This is a genomic window from Streptomyces sp. NPDC032126 (assembly GCF_055580085.1).
Genome location: NZ_JBVIMA010000006.1, coordinates 333,129 through 350,898, shown reverse-complemented (window position 1 = coordinate 350,898; position 17,770 = coordinate 333,129). Strand labels below are relative to the sequence as shown.

The 17,770-nt window shown below is 74.2% G+C and carries 13 protein-coding genes; 4 read left to right on the top strand and 9 right to left on the bottom strand.

Features of this window, described 5'->3' with window-relative positions; translation table 11 throughout:
* Positions 1 to 27: 27 nt before the first annotated feature.
* On the bottom strand, positions 28 to 1,674 hold the full coding sequence (locus ACZ5NW_RS23970; protein WP_468745917.1) for a cell division protein PerM: 1,647 nt from the start codon (positions 1,672 to 1,674) through the stop codon (positions 28 to 30).
* 96 nt (positions 1,675 to 1,770) lie between these two features.
* Here ACZ5NW_RS23970 and ACZ5NW_RS23965 point away from each other — a divergent pair, with 96 nt between their 5' ends.
* Positions 1,771 to 2,655 carry an RNA polymerase sigma factor gene (locus ACZ5NW_RS23965; protein ID WP_468745916.1) on the top strand — a complete coding sequence of 295 codons (885 nt, stop codon included), beginning with the start codon at positions 1,771 to 1,773 and terminating at the stop codon, positions 2,653 to 2,655.
* An 82-nt stretch (positions 2,656 to 2,737) separates the two neighbouring features.
* Here ACZ5NW_RS23965 and sucD read toward each other — a convergent pair whose 3' ends face one another.
* The 7 genes from sucD to ACZ5NW_RS23930 all read right to left on the bottom strand — a co-directional run bounded on the left by sucD (position 2,738) and on the right by ACZ5NW_RS23930 (position 12,872).
* Positions 2,738 to 3,622, bottom strand: a complete 885-nt coding sequence (gene sucD / locus ACZ5NW_RS23960) for a succinate--CoA ligase subunit alpha (RefSeq protein ID WP_468745915.1) — start codon at positions 3,620 to 3,622, stop codon at positions 2,738 to 2,740.
* 22 nt (positions 3,623 to 3,644) lie between these two features.
* On the bottom strand, positions 3,645 to 4,823 hold the full coding sequence (gene sucC, locus ACZ5NW_RS23955) for an ADP-forming succinate--CoA ligase subunit beta (RefSeq protein ID WP_468745914.1): 1,179 nt from the start codon (positions 4,821 to 4,823) through the stop codon (positions 3,645 to 3,647).
* A gap of 446 nt (positions 4,824 to 5,269) precedes the next feature.
* Positions 5,270 to 6,997, bottom strand: a complete 1,728-nt coding sequence (locus ACZ5NW_RS23950; RefSeq protein ID WP_468745913.1) for a hypothetical protein — start codon at positions 6,995 to 6,997, stop codon at positions 5,270 to 5,272.
* 156 nt (positions 6,998 to 7,153) lie between these two features.
* On the bottom strand, positions 7,154 to 7,984 hold the full coding sequence (locus tag ACZ5NW_RS23945; protein ID WP_468745912.1) for a hypothetical protein: 831 nt from the start codon (positions 7,982 to 7,984) through the stop codon (positions 7,154 to 7,156).
* A gap of 141 nt (positions 7,985 to 8,125) precedes the next feature.
* On the bottom strand, positions 8,126 to 9,244 hold the full coding sequence (locus ACZ5NW_RS23940; protein WP_468746173.1) for a vWA domain-containing protein: 1,119 nt from the start codon (positions 9,242 to 9,244) through the stop codon (positions 8,126 to 8,128).
* 134 nt (positions 9,245 to 9,378) lie between these two features.
* Positions 9,379 to 11,712 carry a DUF5682 family protein gene (locus ACZ5NW_RS23935; RefSeq protein ID WP_468745911.1) on the bottom strand — a complete coding sequence of 778 codons (2,334 nt, stop codon included), beginning with the start codon at positions 11,710 to 11,712 and terminating at the stop codon, positions 9,379 to 9,381.
* Between the two features lie 29 nt (positions 11,713 to 11,741).
* Positions 11,742 to 12,872: an ATP-binding protein gene (locus tag ACZ5NW_RS23930; RefSeq protein ID WP_468745910.1), complete on the bottom strand. Its 1,131-nt coding sequence runs from the start codon at positions 12,870 to 12,872 to the stop codon at positions 11,742 to 11,744.
* Positions 12,873 to 13,030: 158 nt separating this feature from the next.
* On the opposite strand from ACZ5NW_RS23930, the gene ACZ5NW_RS23925 reads away from it, so the two are divergent.
* Entirely contained in the window at positions 13,031 to 14,398 is a 1,368-nt protein-coding gene (locus ACZ5NW_RS23925) for an SWIM zinc finger family protein (RefSeq protein ID WP_468745909.1), read from the top strand.
* 133 nt (positions 14,399 to 14,531) lie between these two features.
* A complete protein-coding gene (locus tag ACZ5NW_RS23920; RefSeq protein ID WP_468745908.1) occupies positions 14,532 to 16,145 on the top strand; it encodes a DUF5691 domain-containing protein in 1,614 nt (537 codons plus the stop codon).
* 53 nt (positions 16,146 to 16,198) lie between these two features.
* Here ACZ5NW_RS23920 and ACZ5NW_RS23915 read toward each other — a convergent pair whose 3' ends face one another.
* Complete coding sequence (locus ACZ5NW_RS23915) at positions 16,199 to 16,609, bottom strand: cobalamin B12-binding domain-containing protein (protein WP_468746172.1); 411 nt, start codon at positions 16,607 to 16,609, stop codon at positions 16,199 to 16,201.
* 227 nt (positions 16,610 to 16,836) lie between these two features.
* Between ACZ5NW_RS23915 and ACZ5NW_RS23910 the strand changes: the two genes are divergently transcribed.
* Positions 16,837 to 17,706, top strand: coding sequence for an esterase/lipase family protein (locus ACZ5NW_RS23910; RefSeq protein ID WP_468745907.1), 870 nt, complete (start codon positions 16,837 to 16,839; stop codon positions 17,704 to 17,706).
* Positions 17,707 to 17,770: the final 64 nt, after the last annotated feature.

Here is a 17,770-nt window from a genome sequence, read left to right as displayed (position 1 = left end):
GTCCGGGTCCGGGTTTTGGACTGCCGCTCAGGAGTCGAGGGCGCCGGGGGCGCCGGGGATTCCGGGCGGGGCGTGGGGGTCGCGTAGCTCGGGCGCCGCGTCCTTGTCCGGCGGATTCTTGAGGCCTGGGTAATTCGCCTCTGTGGACGTCGCGTCCCTCAGAGCCGTCCAGTGGGATCTGCCGGCGGGGTCGTCGTGCCAGGGCAGGGGTGACAGGGGGTCCTCGGGTGGGTCGAGGGGGAGGAAGTCGTACGGCTCGTAGGTGGGGTCCGTGGGGGGTGGGTCACCGGCCGGCGTAGGAGCCGAGGCCGGTGTCGGGGCCGGGGGCTCCGGGCGAGGGGCGACGAGGGGCAGGGTGTCCGACCGTCGCGATCGCCGTGCGCCGCGCCTCCGGTGGCGCCAGGCCCGTACGCCCACGGCCACCGGCACCGCGATCACCGCGAGCCACGCCAGCGCCGCCGCACCGACCTGCCATCCGACCGGCCCGAACCCGGCGAGCGCGGCGACCCCGAGCGGCCCCCCGGCCAGCCCGGCGAGCGCGGCGACCGCGACGGCGCACAGCCCGGCGGCGAGCAGCGCGGTGACCGCCGTACGCCCCCGCGTCCAGCCGCCCCGCCCCGCCGCTCCCGCCACGAACCACCCCACCGTCACCCCGGCCACCACCGGCACCACCGCCGCCGCCCAGTTCCACGGCGTTCCCGGGCCCGCGTCCGGGACCGCCGCGAGCAGAGGGAACGGGGGGAGCAGGGGGGCGGGATCCGAGGCGAGAGGGGTCACCGTGTGCGCCGTGCCCAGGGCGAATCCGGGGCCCAGGGCGTAGGCCGCTCCCCACAGGGCCGCGTTAGGGACGAGGGCCATGCAGAGCAGCAGGACCCCGAACCGCCCCGACCAGCCCTCCGTCAGCTGGAGGAAGGACGCGCGGGCGGGCTCGTAGTGCCACACCGACGACGCCGCCACCAGGCCCGCGCCGCCCCCGAAGAGCAGCGAGACCCCGGCTGTCGCCGCCCGCGTCGCCGCTGCCAGCCGTCGCCGTTCGGCCGGGTCGAGCAGGGGTCGTCGTAGCGTGCGCGGCAGCAGAAGCAGTGCGCCGTCCGCCGCGTCGCGGGGACGGCCGTGCGCCGTCCAGACTCCCGCCCCCGCCGCCAGTGCCACCACCGTCGGCATCCCGGCCACCGTCCAGCCCCACGAGGGCCGCAGAGCGCCGTCGGCCGTGTACAGGGCGGCGGCCGTGCCGACGGCGAGATAGCCGAGGACGACGCCCGCCCACGCGGCACGCCCGCTCACCGGCGCCGCGTCCTCCTCGTCGCCGTCCGGTTCCACCGCGTCCCGCGCGGCCCGGTGCGCCAGCCACACCGGCAGCGCGAGCAGCAGCAGCGGCGTGACCCCGACCGGCGCCGGGACGCCGGCCAGCGTGTCGGTGCGCACCAGTTCGGCCCCGTGCGCGAGCAGCCACAGCGCGGCGGCGACATGCAGCGCGCCGGACGGCCCGCTGTCGGGGTACGGCGAGCTGATCCACAGCACCATCACGAGCACGGCGAGCGAACCGAGCCCCAGCCCGGCCGCCAGCGCACCGCCCAGGAGGCCGGCGGCCAGTCCGGGCGAGCGGTCGCGCCAGCGGGAGAGCAGCGGGGACGGGGACGAACGGCGAGCGGTCATCGGCATCACGCCCGCCATGCTCCCAACGACACGCGCTTTCCCGGCGTAACAGGCGAAGCCCCGTTGTGTCGCTCAATATACGTTTATGTACTTGTTCGTACGGAAGGGCGCCCGGTGACACTGAAGGAGTCGACGGATCGTCAGGCCACCCCGGCCCGCGCGGATGTGACGGTCAGCCTCGTCAAGCGGCCCGTCCCCGCCGCCCTGACCCCCGCTCAGGCCTTCGACGCGCTCTACGCGTTCTGCGCCCCCGCCCTCGTACGGCAGACCTATCTCCTCACCGGGCGCCGCGAACTCGCCCGCGAATCCGTCGAACGGGCCTTCCACCGTGCCTGGGAGCACTGGCCCGAGGTGGCGCGTGACCGCGATCCGGCGGGCTGGGTGCGGGCGGCGGCGTACGAGTACGCCCTCTCCCCCTGGCACCGCCTCCGCCCGCGCTACCGCTACCCCGAGCCACCCCCCGCCGACGCCTCCGACCGCGCGCTGCTCGACGCGCTGCTGAAGCTGCCGCCGTCGTACCGGCGCACGCTGCTGCTGTACGACGGGATCGGTCTCGATCTGCCGGAGACGGCGGCGGAGACGGAGGCGAGCACCCCGGCGACCGCCCGCCGGCTGCTGCACGCGCGCGAGGAGATCGCCGCGCGCCTGCCCGACCTCGCGGACCCCGCCACGCTGCACCGGCGCCTCGCCGAGGTCGCCTCCGTGGAGCGCCTGCGCGCGGCGAAGCCCCCGTCGGTGCGGCTGGGCAGCGAACGCCGGGCGCGTTTCTGGACGCGCGCGGCGATCGCCTTCACGATCACGATCGTCGGCGCGACGGCCCTGACGCTGCGCACGGCTCCCACGCGCTACGAGGCCCCGGTCCCCCGGGGAGAAACGGTCCAGGGAGTCCCGCCGAGAATGGCCCCGGGCCCCTTGTCGGACCCGGAACTGTCGCTGCGGGCCAAGCTCCGTTCGCACATGTCGCACGGCCCGGAGCGCGTGCTGCCGGAGGCACGCTGACGGTGTCTCCCCCCGGCGAGCGGAAACGCGGGTGGCCCGCCCCCACTCCGGGGAACGGGCCACCTGCGCTGGACTGAACGGCTCAGCCGGCGAGGATCTCGCGGGCGAGCTTCGCCGTCTCGGTCGGCGTCTTGCCGACCTTGACGCCGGCGGCCTCGAGGGCCTCCTTCTTCGCGGCGGCCGTACCGGACGAACCGGACACGATCGCACCCGCGTGGCCCATGGTCTTGCCCTCGGGCGCGGTGAAGCCGGCGACGTAACCGACGACCGGCTTCTTCACGTTCTCCTTGATGAACGCGGCGGCCCGCTCCTCGGCGTCGCCACCGATCTCACCGATCATCACGATCAGGTCGGTGTCGGGGTCGGCCTCGAACGCGGCGAGCGCGTCGATGTGGGTCGTACCGATGACCGGGTCGCCACCAATACCGACGGCGGAGGAGAAGCCGATGTCACGCAGCTCGTACATCATCTGGTACGTCAGCGTGCCGGACTTCGAGACCAGGCCGATGCGGCCCGGCTTGGTGATGTCGCCCGGGATGATGCCGGCGTTGGACTGGCCGGGGGTGATCAGACCCGGGCAGTTCGGACCGATGATGCGCGTCTTGTTGCCCTTGGCGACGGCGTACGCGTAGAACGCGGCGGAGTCGTGGACCGCGATGCCCTCGGTGATGACGACCGCGAGGGGGATCTCGGCGTCGATGGCCTCGACGACGGCGGCCTTGGCGAAGGCCGGCGGGACGAAGAGGACGGAGACGTTGGCGCCCGTCTTCTCGATCGCCTCGGCGACCGTGCCGAAGACCGGGATCTCGTTGCCGTCGATGTCGACGGACGTGCCGGCCTTGCGGGGGTTCACACCACCGACGATGTTCGTGCCGTCGGCCAGCATGAGCTTGGTGTGCTTCATGCCCGTGGCACCGGTCATGCCCTGGACGATGACCTTGCTGTCCTTGTTGAGGAAGATAGCCATGGCTGTCTGAGTCCCTCTTCCCTTACTTCGCAGCCGCGAGCTCGGCGGCCTTGTCGGCCGCGCCGTCCATGGTGTCCACGCGCTGGACCAGCGGGTGGTTGGCGTCGGAGAGGATCTTGCGACCCAGTTCGGCGTTGTTGCCGTCCAGCCGGACGACCAGCGGCTTGGTGACTTCCTCGCCCTTGTCCTCCAGGAGCTTCAGCGCCTGGACGATGCCGTTGGCGACCTCGTCGCACGCGGTGATGCCACCGAAGACGTTGACGAAGACGGACTTGACGTCCGGGTCGCCCAGGATGATCTCCAGGCCGTTCGCCATGACGGCGGCGGAGGCGCCACCGCCGATGTCGAGGAAGTTGGCCGGCTTGACGCCGCCGTGGTTCTCACCGGCGTACGCGACGACGTCCAGGGTGCTCATGACGAGACCGGCGCCGTTGCCGATGATGCCGACCTCGCCGTCGAGCTTGACGTAGTTGAGGTTCTTCTCCTTGGCGGCGGCCTCCAGCGGGTTCGCCGACGCCTTGTCCTGGAGGGCCTCGTGCTCCGGCTGACGGAACTCGGCGTTCTCGTCCAGGGAGACCTTGCCGTCGAGGGCGATGACCTCGCCGGAGGCGACCTTCGCCAGCGGGTTCACCTCGACGAGGAGGGCGTCCTCCTTGATGAAGGTGTCCCACAGCTTGACGAGGACGTTCACGACCTTGTCGGCGACCTCGGCCGGGAACTTGGCGGCCGCGACGATCTCGCGGGCCTTCTCCTCGGTCACACCCTCGTTGGCGTCGATCGGGGTCTTGGCGACGGCCTCCGGACGGGTGGCCGCCACCTCCTCGATCTCCATGCCGCCCTCGACGGACGCGATGGAGAGGAAGGTGCGGTTGGCACGGTCGAGGAGGAAGGAGACGTAGTACTCCTCGATGATCTCCGGGGCGGTCTCGGCGATCATCACCTTGTGGACCGTGTGGCCCTTGATGTCCATGCCGAGGATGTCCGTCGCGCGGGCGACGGCCTCGTCCGGGGTGGCGGCGAGCTTCACGCCACCGGCCTTGCCACGGCCGCCGACCTTCACCTGGGCCTTGACGACAGACTTGCCACCGAGGCGCTCGGTGGCTGCGCGGGCCGCCTCAGGCGTGTCGATGACTTCACCGGCCAGCACCGGTACATCGTGCTTGGCGAAGAGGTCCCTCGCCTGGTACTCGAACAGGTCCACGCGCTTCCGTCCCTATCAGTGATCTCGCGGTTCGTTGGATGCGTGGGCGTGCCGCGAAGGGCAACGTGACGACGTCCGCAGTGTCACAAGGGAAGCGCACACGGTGTCCGAGCGCGCGGCATGTCCGTCTCGCAGGTTATCTCTGCTTCCCGGGGGCCTCTAAATCGCGGGTCACACCTGAGCGGTGATACCTGTCACATGATGCCGTCCTCGCTGACACGGCGTGCCGCGTGTGAGGTCCCACCGGGCTGGGGTCGACCCGGTGGGACCCCCGCGCGCACAGCGCCCGAAGGCGCTGCCCGGGCCGGGGCGTCCCCACCGGCGTCCCCACCCCGATGGGGCTGCCCGGCCCCACCCGCCCGACGCCGCCCGAACGATTCCGACGGCGTTCGGCCGTCCGGGTCAGCGCCGCGGCGGAGCTCGTCCGCTACGCGGATGCGGTCGAGTCAGCCGAGGTACGACGAGCCGTGGGCGTCATACGCGCTGTCCAGGTACGCCGGGGTCGCCCCCTCGGCGATGCCCCGGACGCCGGTCACGGCGTGCGCGGCCAGCGGCTCGACGTCGGCGGCGACCGTCCCGGTGAGGTCATGGACCAGGGGCCCCACCTCACCGGTGACCCCGTACGCGAAGCCACCCACCTGCCCGGTCACGCCCTGCGCGAGCGGAGCGGCCTCGGCGGTGACGCCGTACGCCAGCGTGGTGGCGCTGCCGCCCACCCCCCGCACGACCGGCCGGGCGATCCCGGCCACCGTCTCCACGACCGGCTCCACGGCGTCGACGACCCCGCCCGCGAAGGGCCCGACCTGACCGCTCACCCCGTACGCGAAGCCGCCCACCTGCCCGGTCACGCCCTGCGCGAGCGGCGGTACGTCGGCGGCGACGCCGCCCGCGAAGGGCCGTACGTCATCCGTGACGCCGTACGCGAGCGCACCGGCGTCGGCGACGGCCTGACCGGCCACCGGCACGACCCCGTGCACGGCGGTGTTCGCAACGGCCGGCAGGACAGCCCCCACGGCGTCCCCGGCGACCTGACCCACGACCCCGGAGGCATAGTCCGGCACGTCGGCGACGACCCCGAGAACCGCCCCTCGAACCCCGGCAACCGCCCCATCGACGACGCCGTGCACTCCGGTGATGGCGCCGTCGGCGATCACTCGGGCCCCTGAGACCACGCCACCCACAACCGGCTGCACACCCGAAACCGCCTCCCCTGCGACGCCGCGCACGTCGGACACCGCGCCCCCGGCGACCGGCAGCAGTCCGTCCACGGCGGTGTCGGCGACGGGCGGGACGGCCGCGCTCGCGGTCTGTCGCGCGACCGGCACGACCGTGCTCCGCAGGGCGCTGCTCACCGTGCCGGTGACGTGTCCCGGCACGGCGGACACGCTCGTCGTGGCGGCCGTCGCGGCGACCCTCGTGGTGCCGTTCGCGGTGCTCCGAGCCGCCGTGGCCGTGCCCTGCGCAGTCGTGGTGGCGCCCTCCGCCGTCGTGGTGGCGCCGGAGGCGACCCCCTGCGCACCGGTCGCCGTGCGGCCCGCGCCCGCGGCGACCTGTCGCGCCTCCGTCCGTGCCGCGCCCTTGGCGCCCTGCGCACGCGTCCCTTGCAGCTTCGTCTGGGCGGCGGCCAGTGCCTCCTCCAGCTCCGGGGCGAAGGCGGACAGCGGGCCGAAGAGGTAGTCGACGCCGTGCCGAGCCGCCGTACCGGACTCCAGGTCGGACAGCACGGTGGCCGCCCGCTCCCGCAGCGCACGGGCGTGCTCCTGGGCGGTGGTCCGAGCCTGCGCCGTGGCCTGCGCGGCGCGCGCCGCCCGGGCCCCCTGGATGGCCTGCGCGCCCCGGACACTCGTGGTCCGCACGGTCGCGGCAGCGCCCTTGCCCGCGTCGGCGGCGTCGACGGCCGGGGCTGTCGCGTCGGTGATTTCGGCGGCCGTGCCCCGCGCGTCAGCGGTCACGTCGGCGACGACCCCGTCCACGGTCGCCGTGACCGCACCGGTCACCTCACCGGTGACGCCCTCGACTCCCCCGACCAGGTTCCCGGCCGGGTCCGACGTCGTGTCGGTGACGGAGAGGGAGGAGGCGGGCAGTTCGTCGGCGCTGGCCACGGCGGAGCCGAGCGCCCAGGCACCGGTGACTCCGGCGGCTATCACGATGGAACGGCGGATGTTCTTGTTCATGCGTACGTCAGATCCTTAGGGGGTTCCGAGACTTCGGAAGGCTTGGGACATTCGGGTGCTTCCGTCCGGACCGGAGAACGGGTTGGGGGGTCCGAACGGACGGGCAGACCTGTTCCGCCCCCGCGCGGCAGGTCTACGGCGCGGGAAGGGCCTGCCCTAAGCGGGGAAAACGGGAATGTCCCGGTACCGGTCCCGGGTCTCGTCGGCCTCGGTGCGCACGGCACCGCCGGCCATCAGCGCCAGCGGCGCCTGCTGATGCGAGGTCACGGCATGCGCGTCCCCGTGCCGCGACGCACCGCCGTCCATCGCGGGCGCGTGGCCCAGCATCCCGTGGGGATCACCGGCGGGCGCCTGACGCACGGGAGCCGAACCGGATCGCGGGGTGGCGTGCCGGCGATCGCCGTACGCTCCCCGCTCGCCGTCCCCGACGGCCGACGGACCGTACGCGTCCGTACGGCTCACCGCCGCCGCGTCCACGGCGGACGCCTTCCGCCCGTCCTCACGGTCACCCGGCACGACGGACACCACCGGTGCGCCGGACTGCGGCGCCTGGGTGACGGGCAACGAACTCGCGGGAACCCCGGGAAGGTCGGGAACCCCGGGCAGCGACGGGAGCGACGGCAACCGCTCCCCCGCCCGCGTCAACTCCTCGGTCACGGACCGCACGACGTGATCCACGGGCCGCACGGCGTTTTCTGCGGGCCGTACATGCTCCAGCGGGTGTACGACTTCGTCGCCCATGGAGGAGGGGGATCCAGCCGGGGAGTCCGGCACCGCTGCCGCGGCCGCGGTGAACGTCCCGGTGACCGAGGCCACCGGAGTCACCGGGGTCCCCGTCCCCTCGGCCGCCTCCGCCCGCCCGCCGAAGAGCACGCCCAGCATCCACAACCCGCCCAGCAGCAGTGCCACATACAGCGCACGCCGCCCCACCGCGGCACGCGGAACGCGCGGCGCGGCGGTGTGGGGAAGAGCGGTGGGCGGGGTCAAAAGGGGCGGACCTCCCGGGAGAAGAGGCGTCGATCCTTGCACGGGGGTCCCGCGGTCACGCAAGCCCCCTGTTACCGATGGGTAGCCATGTCCTTTTTGCCGCCGCCCCCGGGTCGACAAGTCGTCACCCGCCGCACCTCGTCACGCGGTGTCGGGTATCGGCAGCGGCCGCTTCTCGATCGCCGCCGCCATCACCTCCGGGAACAGCTCGGGCGTGCACGCGAACGCCGGTGTGCCCAGCGCCGCGAGCGCAGCCGCGTTCTCCCGGTCGTACGCCGGCGCCCCCTCGTCCGACAGCGCGAGCAGCGTCACGAACCGCACCCCGGACGCCTTCATCGCCGCGACCCGCTTCAGCATCTCCTGGCGTATGCCCCCTTCGTAGAGGTCGCTGATCAGCACGACGATCGTCTCGGCGGGCCGGGTGATGTGCGACTGGCAGTACGCGAGCGCCCGGTTGATGTCCGTGCCGCCGCCGAGTTGGGTGCCGAACAGGACGTCGACCGGGTCGTCCAGCTGATCGCTGAGGTCGACGACGGCGGTGTCGAACACCACGATCCGGGTGTCGAGGGACCGCATCGAAGCGAGCACCGCCCCGAACACCGACGCGTACACCACCGACGCCGCCATCGACCCCGACTGGTCGACGCACAGGATCACGTCCTTCTTGACGGCCCGCGCCGACCGCCCGAACCCGACGAGCCGCTCCGGCACGACCGTTCCGTACTCCGGCAGGTAGTGCTTGAGGTTGGCGGCGATCGTGCGGTTCCAGTCGATGTCGCGATGGCGCGGCCGGTGGACCCGGGAGCTGCGGTCCAGGGCTCCGGTGAGGGTGGCCCGGGTGCGGGTGGCGAGCCGCTTCTCCAGGTCGTCGACGACCTTGCGCACGACGGCCCGCGCGGTCTCCCTCGTCGTCTCGGGCATCGCCTTGTTGAGCGAGAGCAGCGTGCCGACGAGGTGCACGTCGGCCTCGACCGCTTCGAGCATCTCGGGTTCCAGCAGCAGTGTGGACAGCCCGAGCCGTTCGATGGCGTCCCGCTGCATGACCTGGACGACGGAGGAGGGGAAGTACGTCCGGATGTCGCCCAGCCACCGCGCCACGGCCGGCGCCGACGCCCCGAGCCCCGCCTGCCGCTCCCGCCCCGTCTGCTGCTGCCCCCGATCCTCCCGCCCGTACAGGGAGGCGAGCGCCCCGTCCATGGCCGCGTCCCGGCCCGCCAACGACACCCCGGTACCGTCCGCGGCATCACCCCCCAACACCATCCGCCACCGCCGAAGCCGCTCACCCCTCTGCGTCTCGGTCTCCGTCTCGGTCTCCGTCTCGGTCTCCGTCTCGGTCTCCGTCTCGGTCTCCGTCTCGGTCTCCGTCTCGGTCTCCGTCTGCGTCTCCGCCTGCGTCATACGACCACCCCTTCCAGCCCGTCCCCTTCCGCCCGCTCCCCCAGCAGCAGCCGCACCACCGGCATCACCGCCTCCGCCCGGGCGCGATCCGGCTCCGGTGCGAAGCCGGGCACGCCCGACCCGGCGCCCGCGACCGCGCCCCTCTCCTCGGGCCCGCGTCGCACCAGTTCCCCCAGGGTCCGCCGGACCCCCGTCCCGTACGCGGAGAACGTCCGCCGCAGCAGCGGGAGTACGTCCGTGAACGCCTCCGCAGGTATCCCCGTCAGCCATGTGTCGACCAGCGCCAGCAGCCGCTCGTCGTGGACCAGCAGCATCCCCCCGCCGGAGCCGCCGCCCACGAACCCCTCGATCCACGCCGCCGCGTCCGCCGGCGCCGCCCCCACCGACAGGGCGAGTCCCATCAGCCGGGCCGCCTCCGCCTCCGCCAACTCGCCACCGTCCAGCAGCAGTCGAACGGCCCGCCCCCGGATCACCCCGGGCACCCGCTCCCGTTGCCCCAGCACCCGCAGGACGCCCCACCAACGGCCGCGTAGATCAAGGGAGTCGGCGCCGGCGCCCGTGTCCGCCAGCATCCCGACCGCCCCGTGGACGGCGTCCACGTGACCCCGCATCTCCAGCGCCGCGTCCGTGTCCAGCCCGGCGCACGCGGGCGGCAGGCCGACGAAGATCCGCTCGGCGAGGCCCTCGGCGACCTCGGACAGCGCCCCGGTGTCCGTGCCCCGCACATCCCCGTAGCGCAGGGAGCGGACCAGGGCGGGCAGGGCCTGGGCCAGATGGCCGACGTCCGTGTCGAGAGCCGCGCGGTCGGCGAGGACCCGCATCACCGCCGGCAACGCCTCCGGCAGACCGGCCAGCAGACAGCGCTCCGCCAGCCCGGTGACCTCCGCGAGCCCTTGGGCCGTCACGGCGTCCGACTCCGCCTTGGCCGTGGCCGCCGCGAGCACGGTCGTCCCCCACACCCCGGCCTCCGCGACCCGCACCGACAGCTCCGGCTCCCACTGCAGCCGCCACGTCTCCCGGAAGGTCCCGGTGCTCCCCCGCGCCACGGCCGGCTCGCCCCATCCGACCCCGAGCAGCCGCAGCCGGTGCAGCAGCCTGCTCCGCGCGGCGTCGGCCTCCTTGCGCAGGTCCAGCTCGATCTCCCGCTCCCGCGCCTCCGGCTTCAGCCGCACCTTCCGCTGCTGCCGGTCCAGATCGCGCTGCAACGGCACCGCCGGCGCGCCCACCGGCACCTCCCCCAGCGCGTCCCCCACCACCAGCCGGTCCCGCACCAGCGCCAGCGGCACGTCCGACCCCTCGCACATCACCGCCCGTACCGCGTCGGTCGTCTCCCCGAGCCCGGGCAGCGGGCGGCCCCGCAGCGCGGCGAGCGTCCCGGCCAGCCGCACCGCCTCGATGACGTGCGCCGGGGACACGATCCGGTCCTCCTCCCGCAGCAGCGCCGCGACCCTGGTGAGCCATCGCTCGACCGGCCGGTCCGGCACGGCGAACAGATGGCCGTACCACCCCGGGGAGGTGATCCCCGCGCCGTACCCGCTCGTCCGCGCCAGCCTGCGGTACGTCCACGGCACCCAGGTCAGATCCGCCTTGACCTTGGCCAGCCCCTTCACCAGCGCCCGGTCCGCGGCGGCCGCCGTCCGCCTGCGCAGCGCCGGCACATGCCAGGCCCCGCACACCACCGCGACCCCGCCGCCCCCGAACTCCCGCCGCGCGGCGCGCAGGTGGAGCCGCATGTACGCCTCCCGCACCGCGTCCCGGTCGCGCGCCTCGTCGTCGTCGGCCTCCCGCAGCGCGCCCATCGCCTCCTCCACGGCGGCGAACGGCGCGAACGGGTCCCCCGGCCCGGCGCCCCGGTGCTCGACCACGTCCTCCCACCAGCGCTCGGGGTCGTCGTACCCCGCCGTCTCGGCCAGCACGGCGAGGGGGTCGACACGGGCGCCCTCCTCCCGCTCCTCCGCCTCCTCCTCGCGCTCCCACGCCAGCGCGTTCGCCGCGGGAAGGTCGATGAAACGGACCGGCACCCCGTGCGCCACGGCCCACCGCATCGCGACCCACTCCGGCGAGAACTCGGCGAACGGCCAGAACGCCGACCGGCCCGGCTCGTCGACGGCGTGCGCCAGCAGGGCGACCGGGGGGCGCATGCCGGCGTCGCCGACCAGCGGGACCAGGGTGTCGGCCTCGGCCGGCCCCTCGATCAGGACGACGCTCGGCCGTGCCGCCTCCAGCGCCGCCCGCACGGCCCGCGCCGATCCCGGCCCGTGATGCCGCACCCCCAGCAGCAAGGGTTCCGCGCCCGGGCGGTGCGGCCCGGCTCCCTCAGCACCCACCATGTCGTCCCCCGTCCCGTCCCCGCCCCGGTTCAGCCGCTCACTTCGCGGCAGGCCCGGTAGAAGTCCGTCCACCCCTCGCGCTCCCGCACCACCGCCTCCAGATACTCCTGCCAGACGACCCGGTCGGCGGCCGGATCGCGCACCACGGCACCGAGGATCCCGGCGGCGACATCGCCCGCCCGCAGCACGCCGTCGCCGAAGTGGGCCGAGAGCGCCAGCCCGCCCGTGACCACGGAGATCGCCTCGGCCGTGGACAGGGTCCCGCTGGGCGACTTCACCTTCGTCCGGCCGTCGGCCGTGACCCCGTCGCGCAGTTCACGGAAGACGGTCACCACGCGGCGGATCTCGTCGATGCCGTCGGGAGCGGCGGGCAGGTCGAGGGAGCGGCCGATCTGGTCGACGCGGCGGGCGACGATGTCGACCTCGGCCTCGATGCTGTCCGGCAGCGGCAGCACCACGGTGTTGAAGCGGCGCCGCAGCGCGCTGGACAGCTCGTTGACCCCCCGGTCGCGGTCGTTGGCCGTGGCGATGAGGTTGAAGCCGCGCACGGCCTGGACCTCCTGCCCCAGCTCGGGGATCGGCAGGGTCTTCTCCGACAGGATGGTGATGAGCGTGTCCTGGACGTCCGCCGGGATCCGGGTGAGCTCCTCGACGCGGACCGTCGCCCCCTGGGCCATCGCCCGCATGACGGGGCTGGGCACGAGGGCGGCGCGGCTCGGGCCGTGGGCCAGCAGCTGGGCGTAGTTCCAGCCGTAGCGGATGGCTTCCTCAGGGGTGCCGGCGGTGCCCTGCACGAGCAGCGTCGAGTCGCCGCTGACCGCGGCGGCCAGGTGCTCGGACACCCAGGTCTTGGCGGTGCCGGGGACGCCGAGGAGCAGCAGGGCGCGGTCGGTGGCGAGGGTGGTGACGGCGACCTCGACGATGCGGCGCGGCCCCACGTACTTGGGGGTGATCGGGGTGCCGTCGGGCAGGGTTCCGCCGAGGAGATAGGTGGCGACGGCCCACGGCGACAGCTTCCAGCGGGGCGGGCGGGGCCGGTCGTCGTGCGCGGCCAGCGCGGCCAGTTCCTGGGCGAAGGCGTCCTCGGCGTGCGGACGCAGCGTCTCGCCGTGCTGCTGCTCCCCCGGTGCCCCGACGGTCGGGTCAATGGACACGGACATGGTGTGAGTCCCCCTCCAGCTCGGCCGGTTCGGACATGGCTCCCACTCTGCATCACCCCACTGACAATCCGGCCTGACCTGCGAAAACGCCCTCGCGGCGGGGTCGGCCGGGGTCCGGTCCGGACCGATTGTCAGTGGGGGGATCTACCGTCGGAGACATGAATCGGCAGGGGGTGCGCTGGAGCGTGGACCAGGTGCTGGCACTGGCGCCTGACGACGCGTCACGCGAGGCGGGGAGCGAACTCGGCTCGGCCGGTGTGTGGTCCGGGACGGGCAGCAGCGGGGAGGGGGCGGTGTGGGGTCTGTGCGAGGGGAGCGGCCGGACGCCGTATCGCACGGTCGTCGATGTCGCGGACGAGGCCTCCGGCCCGGCGTACCGGTGCAGTTGCCCGAGCCGCAAGGTCCCGTGCAAGCACGCCGTCGGGCTGCTGCTGCTGTGGTCGGGCGGGGACGCCGCGGTGCCCCGGGGGGAGGCGCCGGAGTGGGCGGAGGACTGGCTCGCGGGCCTGCGCGGGCGCGCGGAGACAGGGGAGAGGAGAGGGGAGGAGGGCGCGGGGGGTTCTCCGGCCGGGCTCGCCGATCCTGAGGCGGCGCGGCGCCGGGCGGAGCGCCGTGCCGAGCGGATCACGGCGGGGGCGACCGAGCTGGAGCAGCGCCTCGCCGATCTGCTGCGCTCCGGTCTGGCCACGGCCGAGCAGGCGGGGTACGGGCTGTGGGAGGAGACGGCCGCCCGCATGGTCGACGCCCAGGCGTCCGGGCTGGCCGGGCGGGTGCGGGAGTTGGGCGCGATCCCCGGCTCCGGTCCCGGCTGGCCGGTGCGGCTGCTGGAGGAGTGCGCCCTGCTGCACCTCCTCGACCAGGGCTGGCTGCACCGGGCGGACCTGCCGGAGGGCCTGGCGGCGACGGTCCGCTCACGCGTCGGCCTGACCGGCTCCCCGTCCGGCCCGCCGGTCCGCGACCGTTGGCTGGTCCTCGCCCAGTACGACACGGTGGACCCGAAACTGACGACCCGCCGTATCTGGCTGTACGGCGCCGAGTCCGGCCGTACGGCCCTGCTCCTCTCCTACGGGGCGGCGGGCCGCGCTCCGGAGCCGGCGCTGCCGGTCGGCCTGGCCCTCGACGCCGAGCTGTCCGCCTACCCGGACCCCGGCCGGCAGCGGGCGGCGCTGACCGCGCGCCACGCCCCGCCCGCGCCGACGGCCGTACGCCCCCCGGGCGTGTCGACGTCCGAGGCGGCCGCCCGCTATGGCGTCGCCCTGCGCGAGGACCCCTGGCTGGACTCCGTCCCGGTCACGCTGGACGACGTCGTGCCGACCCCGGACGGCGACGCGTGGCAACTGGCGGACGCCGCCGGTGACACCGCCCTGCCGCTCACACCCACCGCGGTCTCCCGTCCCGGCCTGTGGCGTCTGGTCGCGCTGTCGGGCGGCGCCCCGATCAAGGTCTTCGGCGAGTGCGGCCACCGCGGCTTCACCCCCCTGACGGCCTGGCCGGCGGGCCCCGGGGAGGCGGTGCCGCTGTGCTGACGGCAACGGCCGGCACTGCCCTCGGGGCCGTACCGCCGTCGGTGTGGCGGCGCGTGCATAGGTCCCGCCCCACGGGACACCCGGGCGCGGATGACGCTTCAACCACCTCGGGCGGCCACAGGAGAGGGGCCTCATGAACGGCACCACGGCCGCGACGCAGCCGGGCGCCTGGGAGGACCTGGTCACCGCGGCGCTCCTCGGGACGGACCGGCGTACTCCCCCGGGCGTGGCCCCGGGCCCGGACGCCCCGCTCGCCCTGCTGGACGCGGCGGCCGCGGAGACCGTACGGCGCAGGGCGGGACTGCGTCCCGGCCGGGCCGCACCCCGTCCGGAGTTGGCCCCAGAGGACCCGAGGCCGCCCCTGCCGCCCGCGGCGGCGCGCCGGCTCGCCCAGTTGCTCGCCGAGCGCCCCGGCACGCCCGCGGGCAGCCGTCGCAGTACCGCGCCCGACCTGATGGAACTGCTGCCGCAGTGGCTCGCGGCGGCCAACGCCCATGGCTATGGCGCTCCCCCGCAGTCCCTGCCCGCCCTGCTGGACGCGGCACGCGGGCGGACGGACCTGCGTCCGGCGGCGCTGACGTTCGCCGGGCCGCGCGCCCTGTGGCTGGCGCGGCTCAACCCGGACTGGCGGTTCGCCCTGCGCGCGACCCCCGGCGGCGGTGCGGCCCTGCCCGGCCCCGAAGAGACCGAGCGCGTCCGGCGGTTGTGGCAGGAGGGCCTGTTCGCCGAGCGGGTCGCCCTGCTCGCGGCCCTGCGTTCCCGCGCGCCCGACGGCGCGCGCGAGTTGCTGGCCGGCACCTGGCCGACCGAGCGGGCCGAGGACCGGCTGATGTTCCTCGACTCCCTGCGCACCGGTCTGGGCCCCCGGGACGAGCCCTTCCTGGAGCAGGCGCTGGCCGACCGCTCGCGCAACGTGCGGGCGACGGCGGCCGAGCTGCTGTCGGCGCTGCCGCGTTCGGCGCTGGCCGGACGCATGGCCGTACGCGCCACCGCGTGCGTGGCCCTGGACCGCACCCAGGCCACCCCGACGATCGTCGTGGAGGCGCCGCACGCGTGCGACGCGGGCATGGAGCGCGACGGAGTCGTCCCCAAGCCGCCGCCCGGCCGGGGCGAACGGTCCTGGTGGCTGGGCCAGTTGGTGGAGGCGGCGCCGCTGGCCGCGTGGCCGGCGCGGCTCGGCGGCCGTACGCCGGAGCAGATCGTGGCGCTCCCGGTGGCCGACGACTGGCTGCCCGAGCTGCACGCCGCGTGGTGCCGGGCCGCGGTGCGTCAGCGGGACGCGGACTGGGCGCGGGCGCTGCTCGGCGCGCCGTCGTCGCCGGACGCGGGCGGGCCGGGCGCGGTGTCCCTGGCCGAGCGCGCCAAGCTGCTGGGCACGCTGACGGCGGCCGAACGGGCCGACTGGGTGGCGGGGTTCATCGCGGCGCACGGCCTGTCGGAGGCGTTCCAGCTGCTCGGGGTGTGTGCGGTGCCGTGGGCCGCGCCGCTCGGCCGGGCGGTGGTCGACGCGCTCAACATCGCCCGGGACGCGGGCAGTTACCCCTGGAGCTTCAGCGGTGTGATGGGCCTGGCCGAGCGCTGCCTGGACCCGTCGGAGACCGTCCGTCTGGACGCGTTGCTGGCGATACCGGACGAGCCGGAGGACGCCTCACCCGGCGCCGGGGGCTACTGGGCGGAGGCGTTCCAGAGACTCGTGACGACGCTGCGGTTGCGGGGGGTGATGAGGGAGGAGCTGAAGGCGCCATGACGCACGGTGGCGCTCCCGGGGCGATCCCTCCCTCGGCGCGGGCGATGCCTCGGTCACGCCGGCTGGCGGACGTGCGCGCGCACCCAGTCGACGATGGACTGCGTGGTCGCGCCGGGCGTGAAGATCTCGGCGACGCCCTTCTCCTTCAGCGGCGGAATGTCGGCCTCCGGGATGATCCCGCCGCCGAAGACGAGGATGTCCGCCGCGTCCCGTTCCTTGAGCAGCTCGATCACCGCGGCGAACAGCGTGTTGTGCGCGCCGGACAGGATGGACAGGCCGATCGCGTCGGCGTCCTCCTGGATCGCCGTGTCGACGATCTGCTCGGGGGTCTGGTGGAGCCCGGTGTAGATGACCTCCATACCGGCGTCGCGCAGTGCCCGCGCGATCACCTTGGCTCCCCGATCGTGGCCGTCGAGCCCCGGCTTGGCCACCACCACGCGGATCGGACCGGCTGCCACACCCATCACTGCCTCCATGAAGCGCTTCCATCCATCCGTACCGGACCGCCGGATCCCTCGCACGCCGCGCGGGTACGGACGGACGCCCCGCTCGACGGTGAGCGGGGAAGTGAACGAACGTTATCTCCAGCATCCCGCACCCGGCAGTTTCGCGGTGGAGAGGGAGGGGGAAATCACATGAGTGCACACGGGGGACACGGTGGTCCCTGTCGTGTGCCGACAGGAGGTCGGCCATGAAGGTCACCCGAGTGCTGGAGCCGCTTCTTCCGCTGTATCAGCGTCTCCTCCCAAGCAGGCTCGCGGGACTCTCCGCGGCTCTCCTCAAGGCCACCGCGCTGGAGCTGGCGATCCTCGCGGGGCATGTCCTCCTCTATCCGTCCGGCATCACGCAAGAGCGCCGCACGCCGCCCGCCCTCCCGGCCGGCGGCTCCGGCGAACCGACGGCCCTGCCCACCCAGGCCCCGCCTCCGGTGGTGCTGCTGCACGGATTCATCGACAATCGTTCCGTGTTCGTCCTGCTGCGCCGCAGCCTCGCCCAGCACGGCCGACACCAGGTGGAGTCGCTCAATTACTCCCCCCTGACCTGCGACATCCGTATCGCGGCCGAGCTGCTGGGCCGGCACATAGAGGAGATCTGCTCGCGCACCGGCAGCCGGCAGGTGGACATCGTCGGGCACAGCCTGGGCGGTCTGATCGCCCGGTACTACGTGCAGCGGCTCGGCGGCGACCTCCACGTACGGACGCTGGTCACGCTGGGCACTCCGCACTCGGGCACCCGGGTCGTGCCGCTGGCCGACGCGCATCCGATCGTGCGCCAGATGCGCCCCGGTTCGCCGGTGATCGAGGAGCTCAAGCGGCCCGCGCCGGGCTGCCGTACCCGCTTCGTCAGCTTCTGGAGCGACCTCGACCACATCATGGACCCGCTGGAGTCGGCCTGCGTCGACCATCCCGACCTGCGCGCGACGAACGTACGGGTGACGGGAATCGGCCATCTCGCGCTCCCCGTGCACCCGGCCGTGGCGGCCGGCATCCGCCAGGCCCTGGAGGACGACACCACGACCGCTCCCGGCAGCGCGCGGACCGACGGTCTGACGGTCGCCTGACGCCGGCCTGACGGTCGCCCGACGCCCCCGACACCCTCGCTCGCCTTCGAACAATCTTCGAACA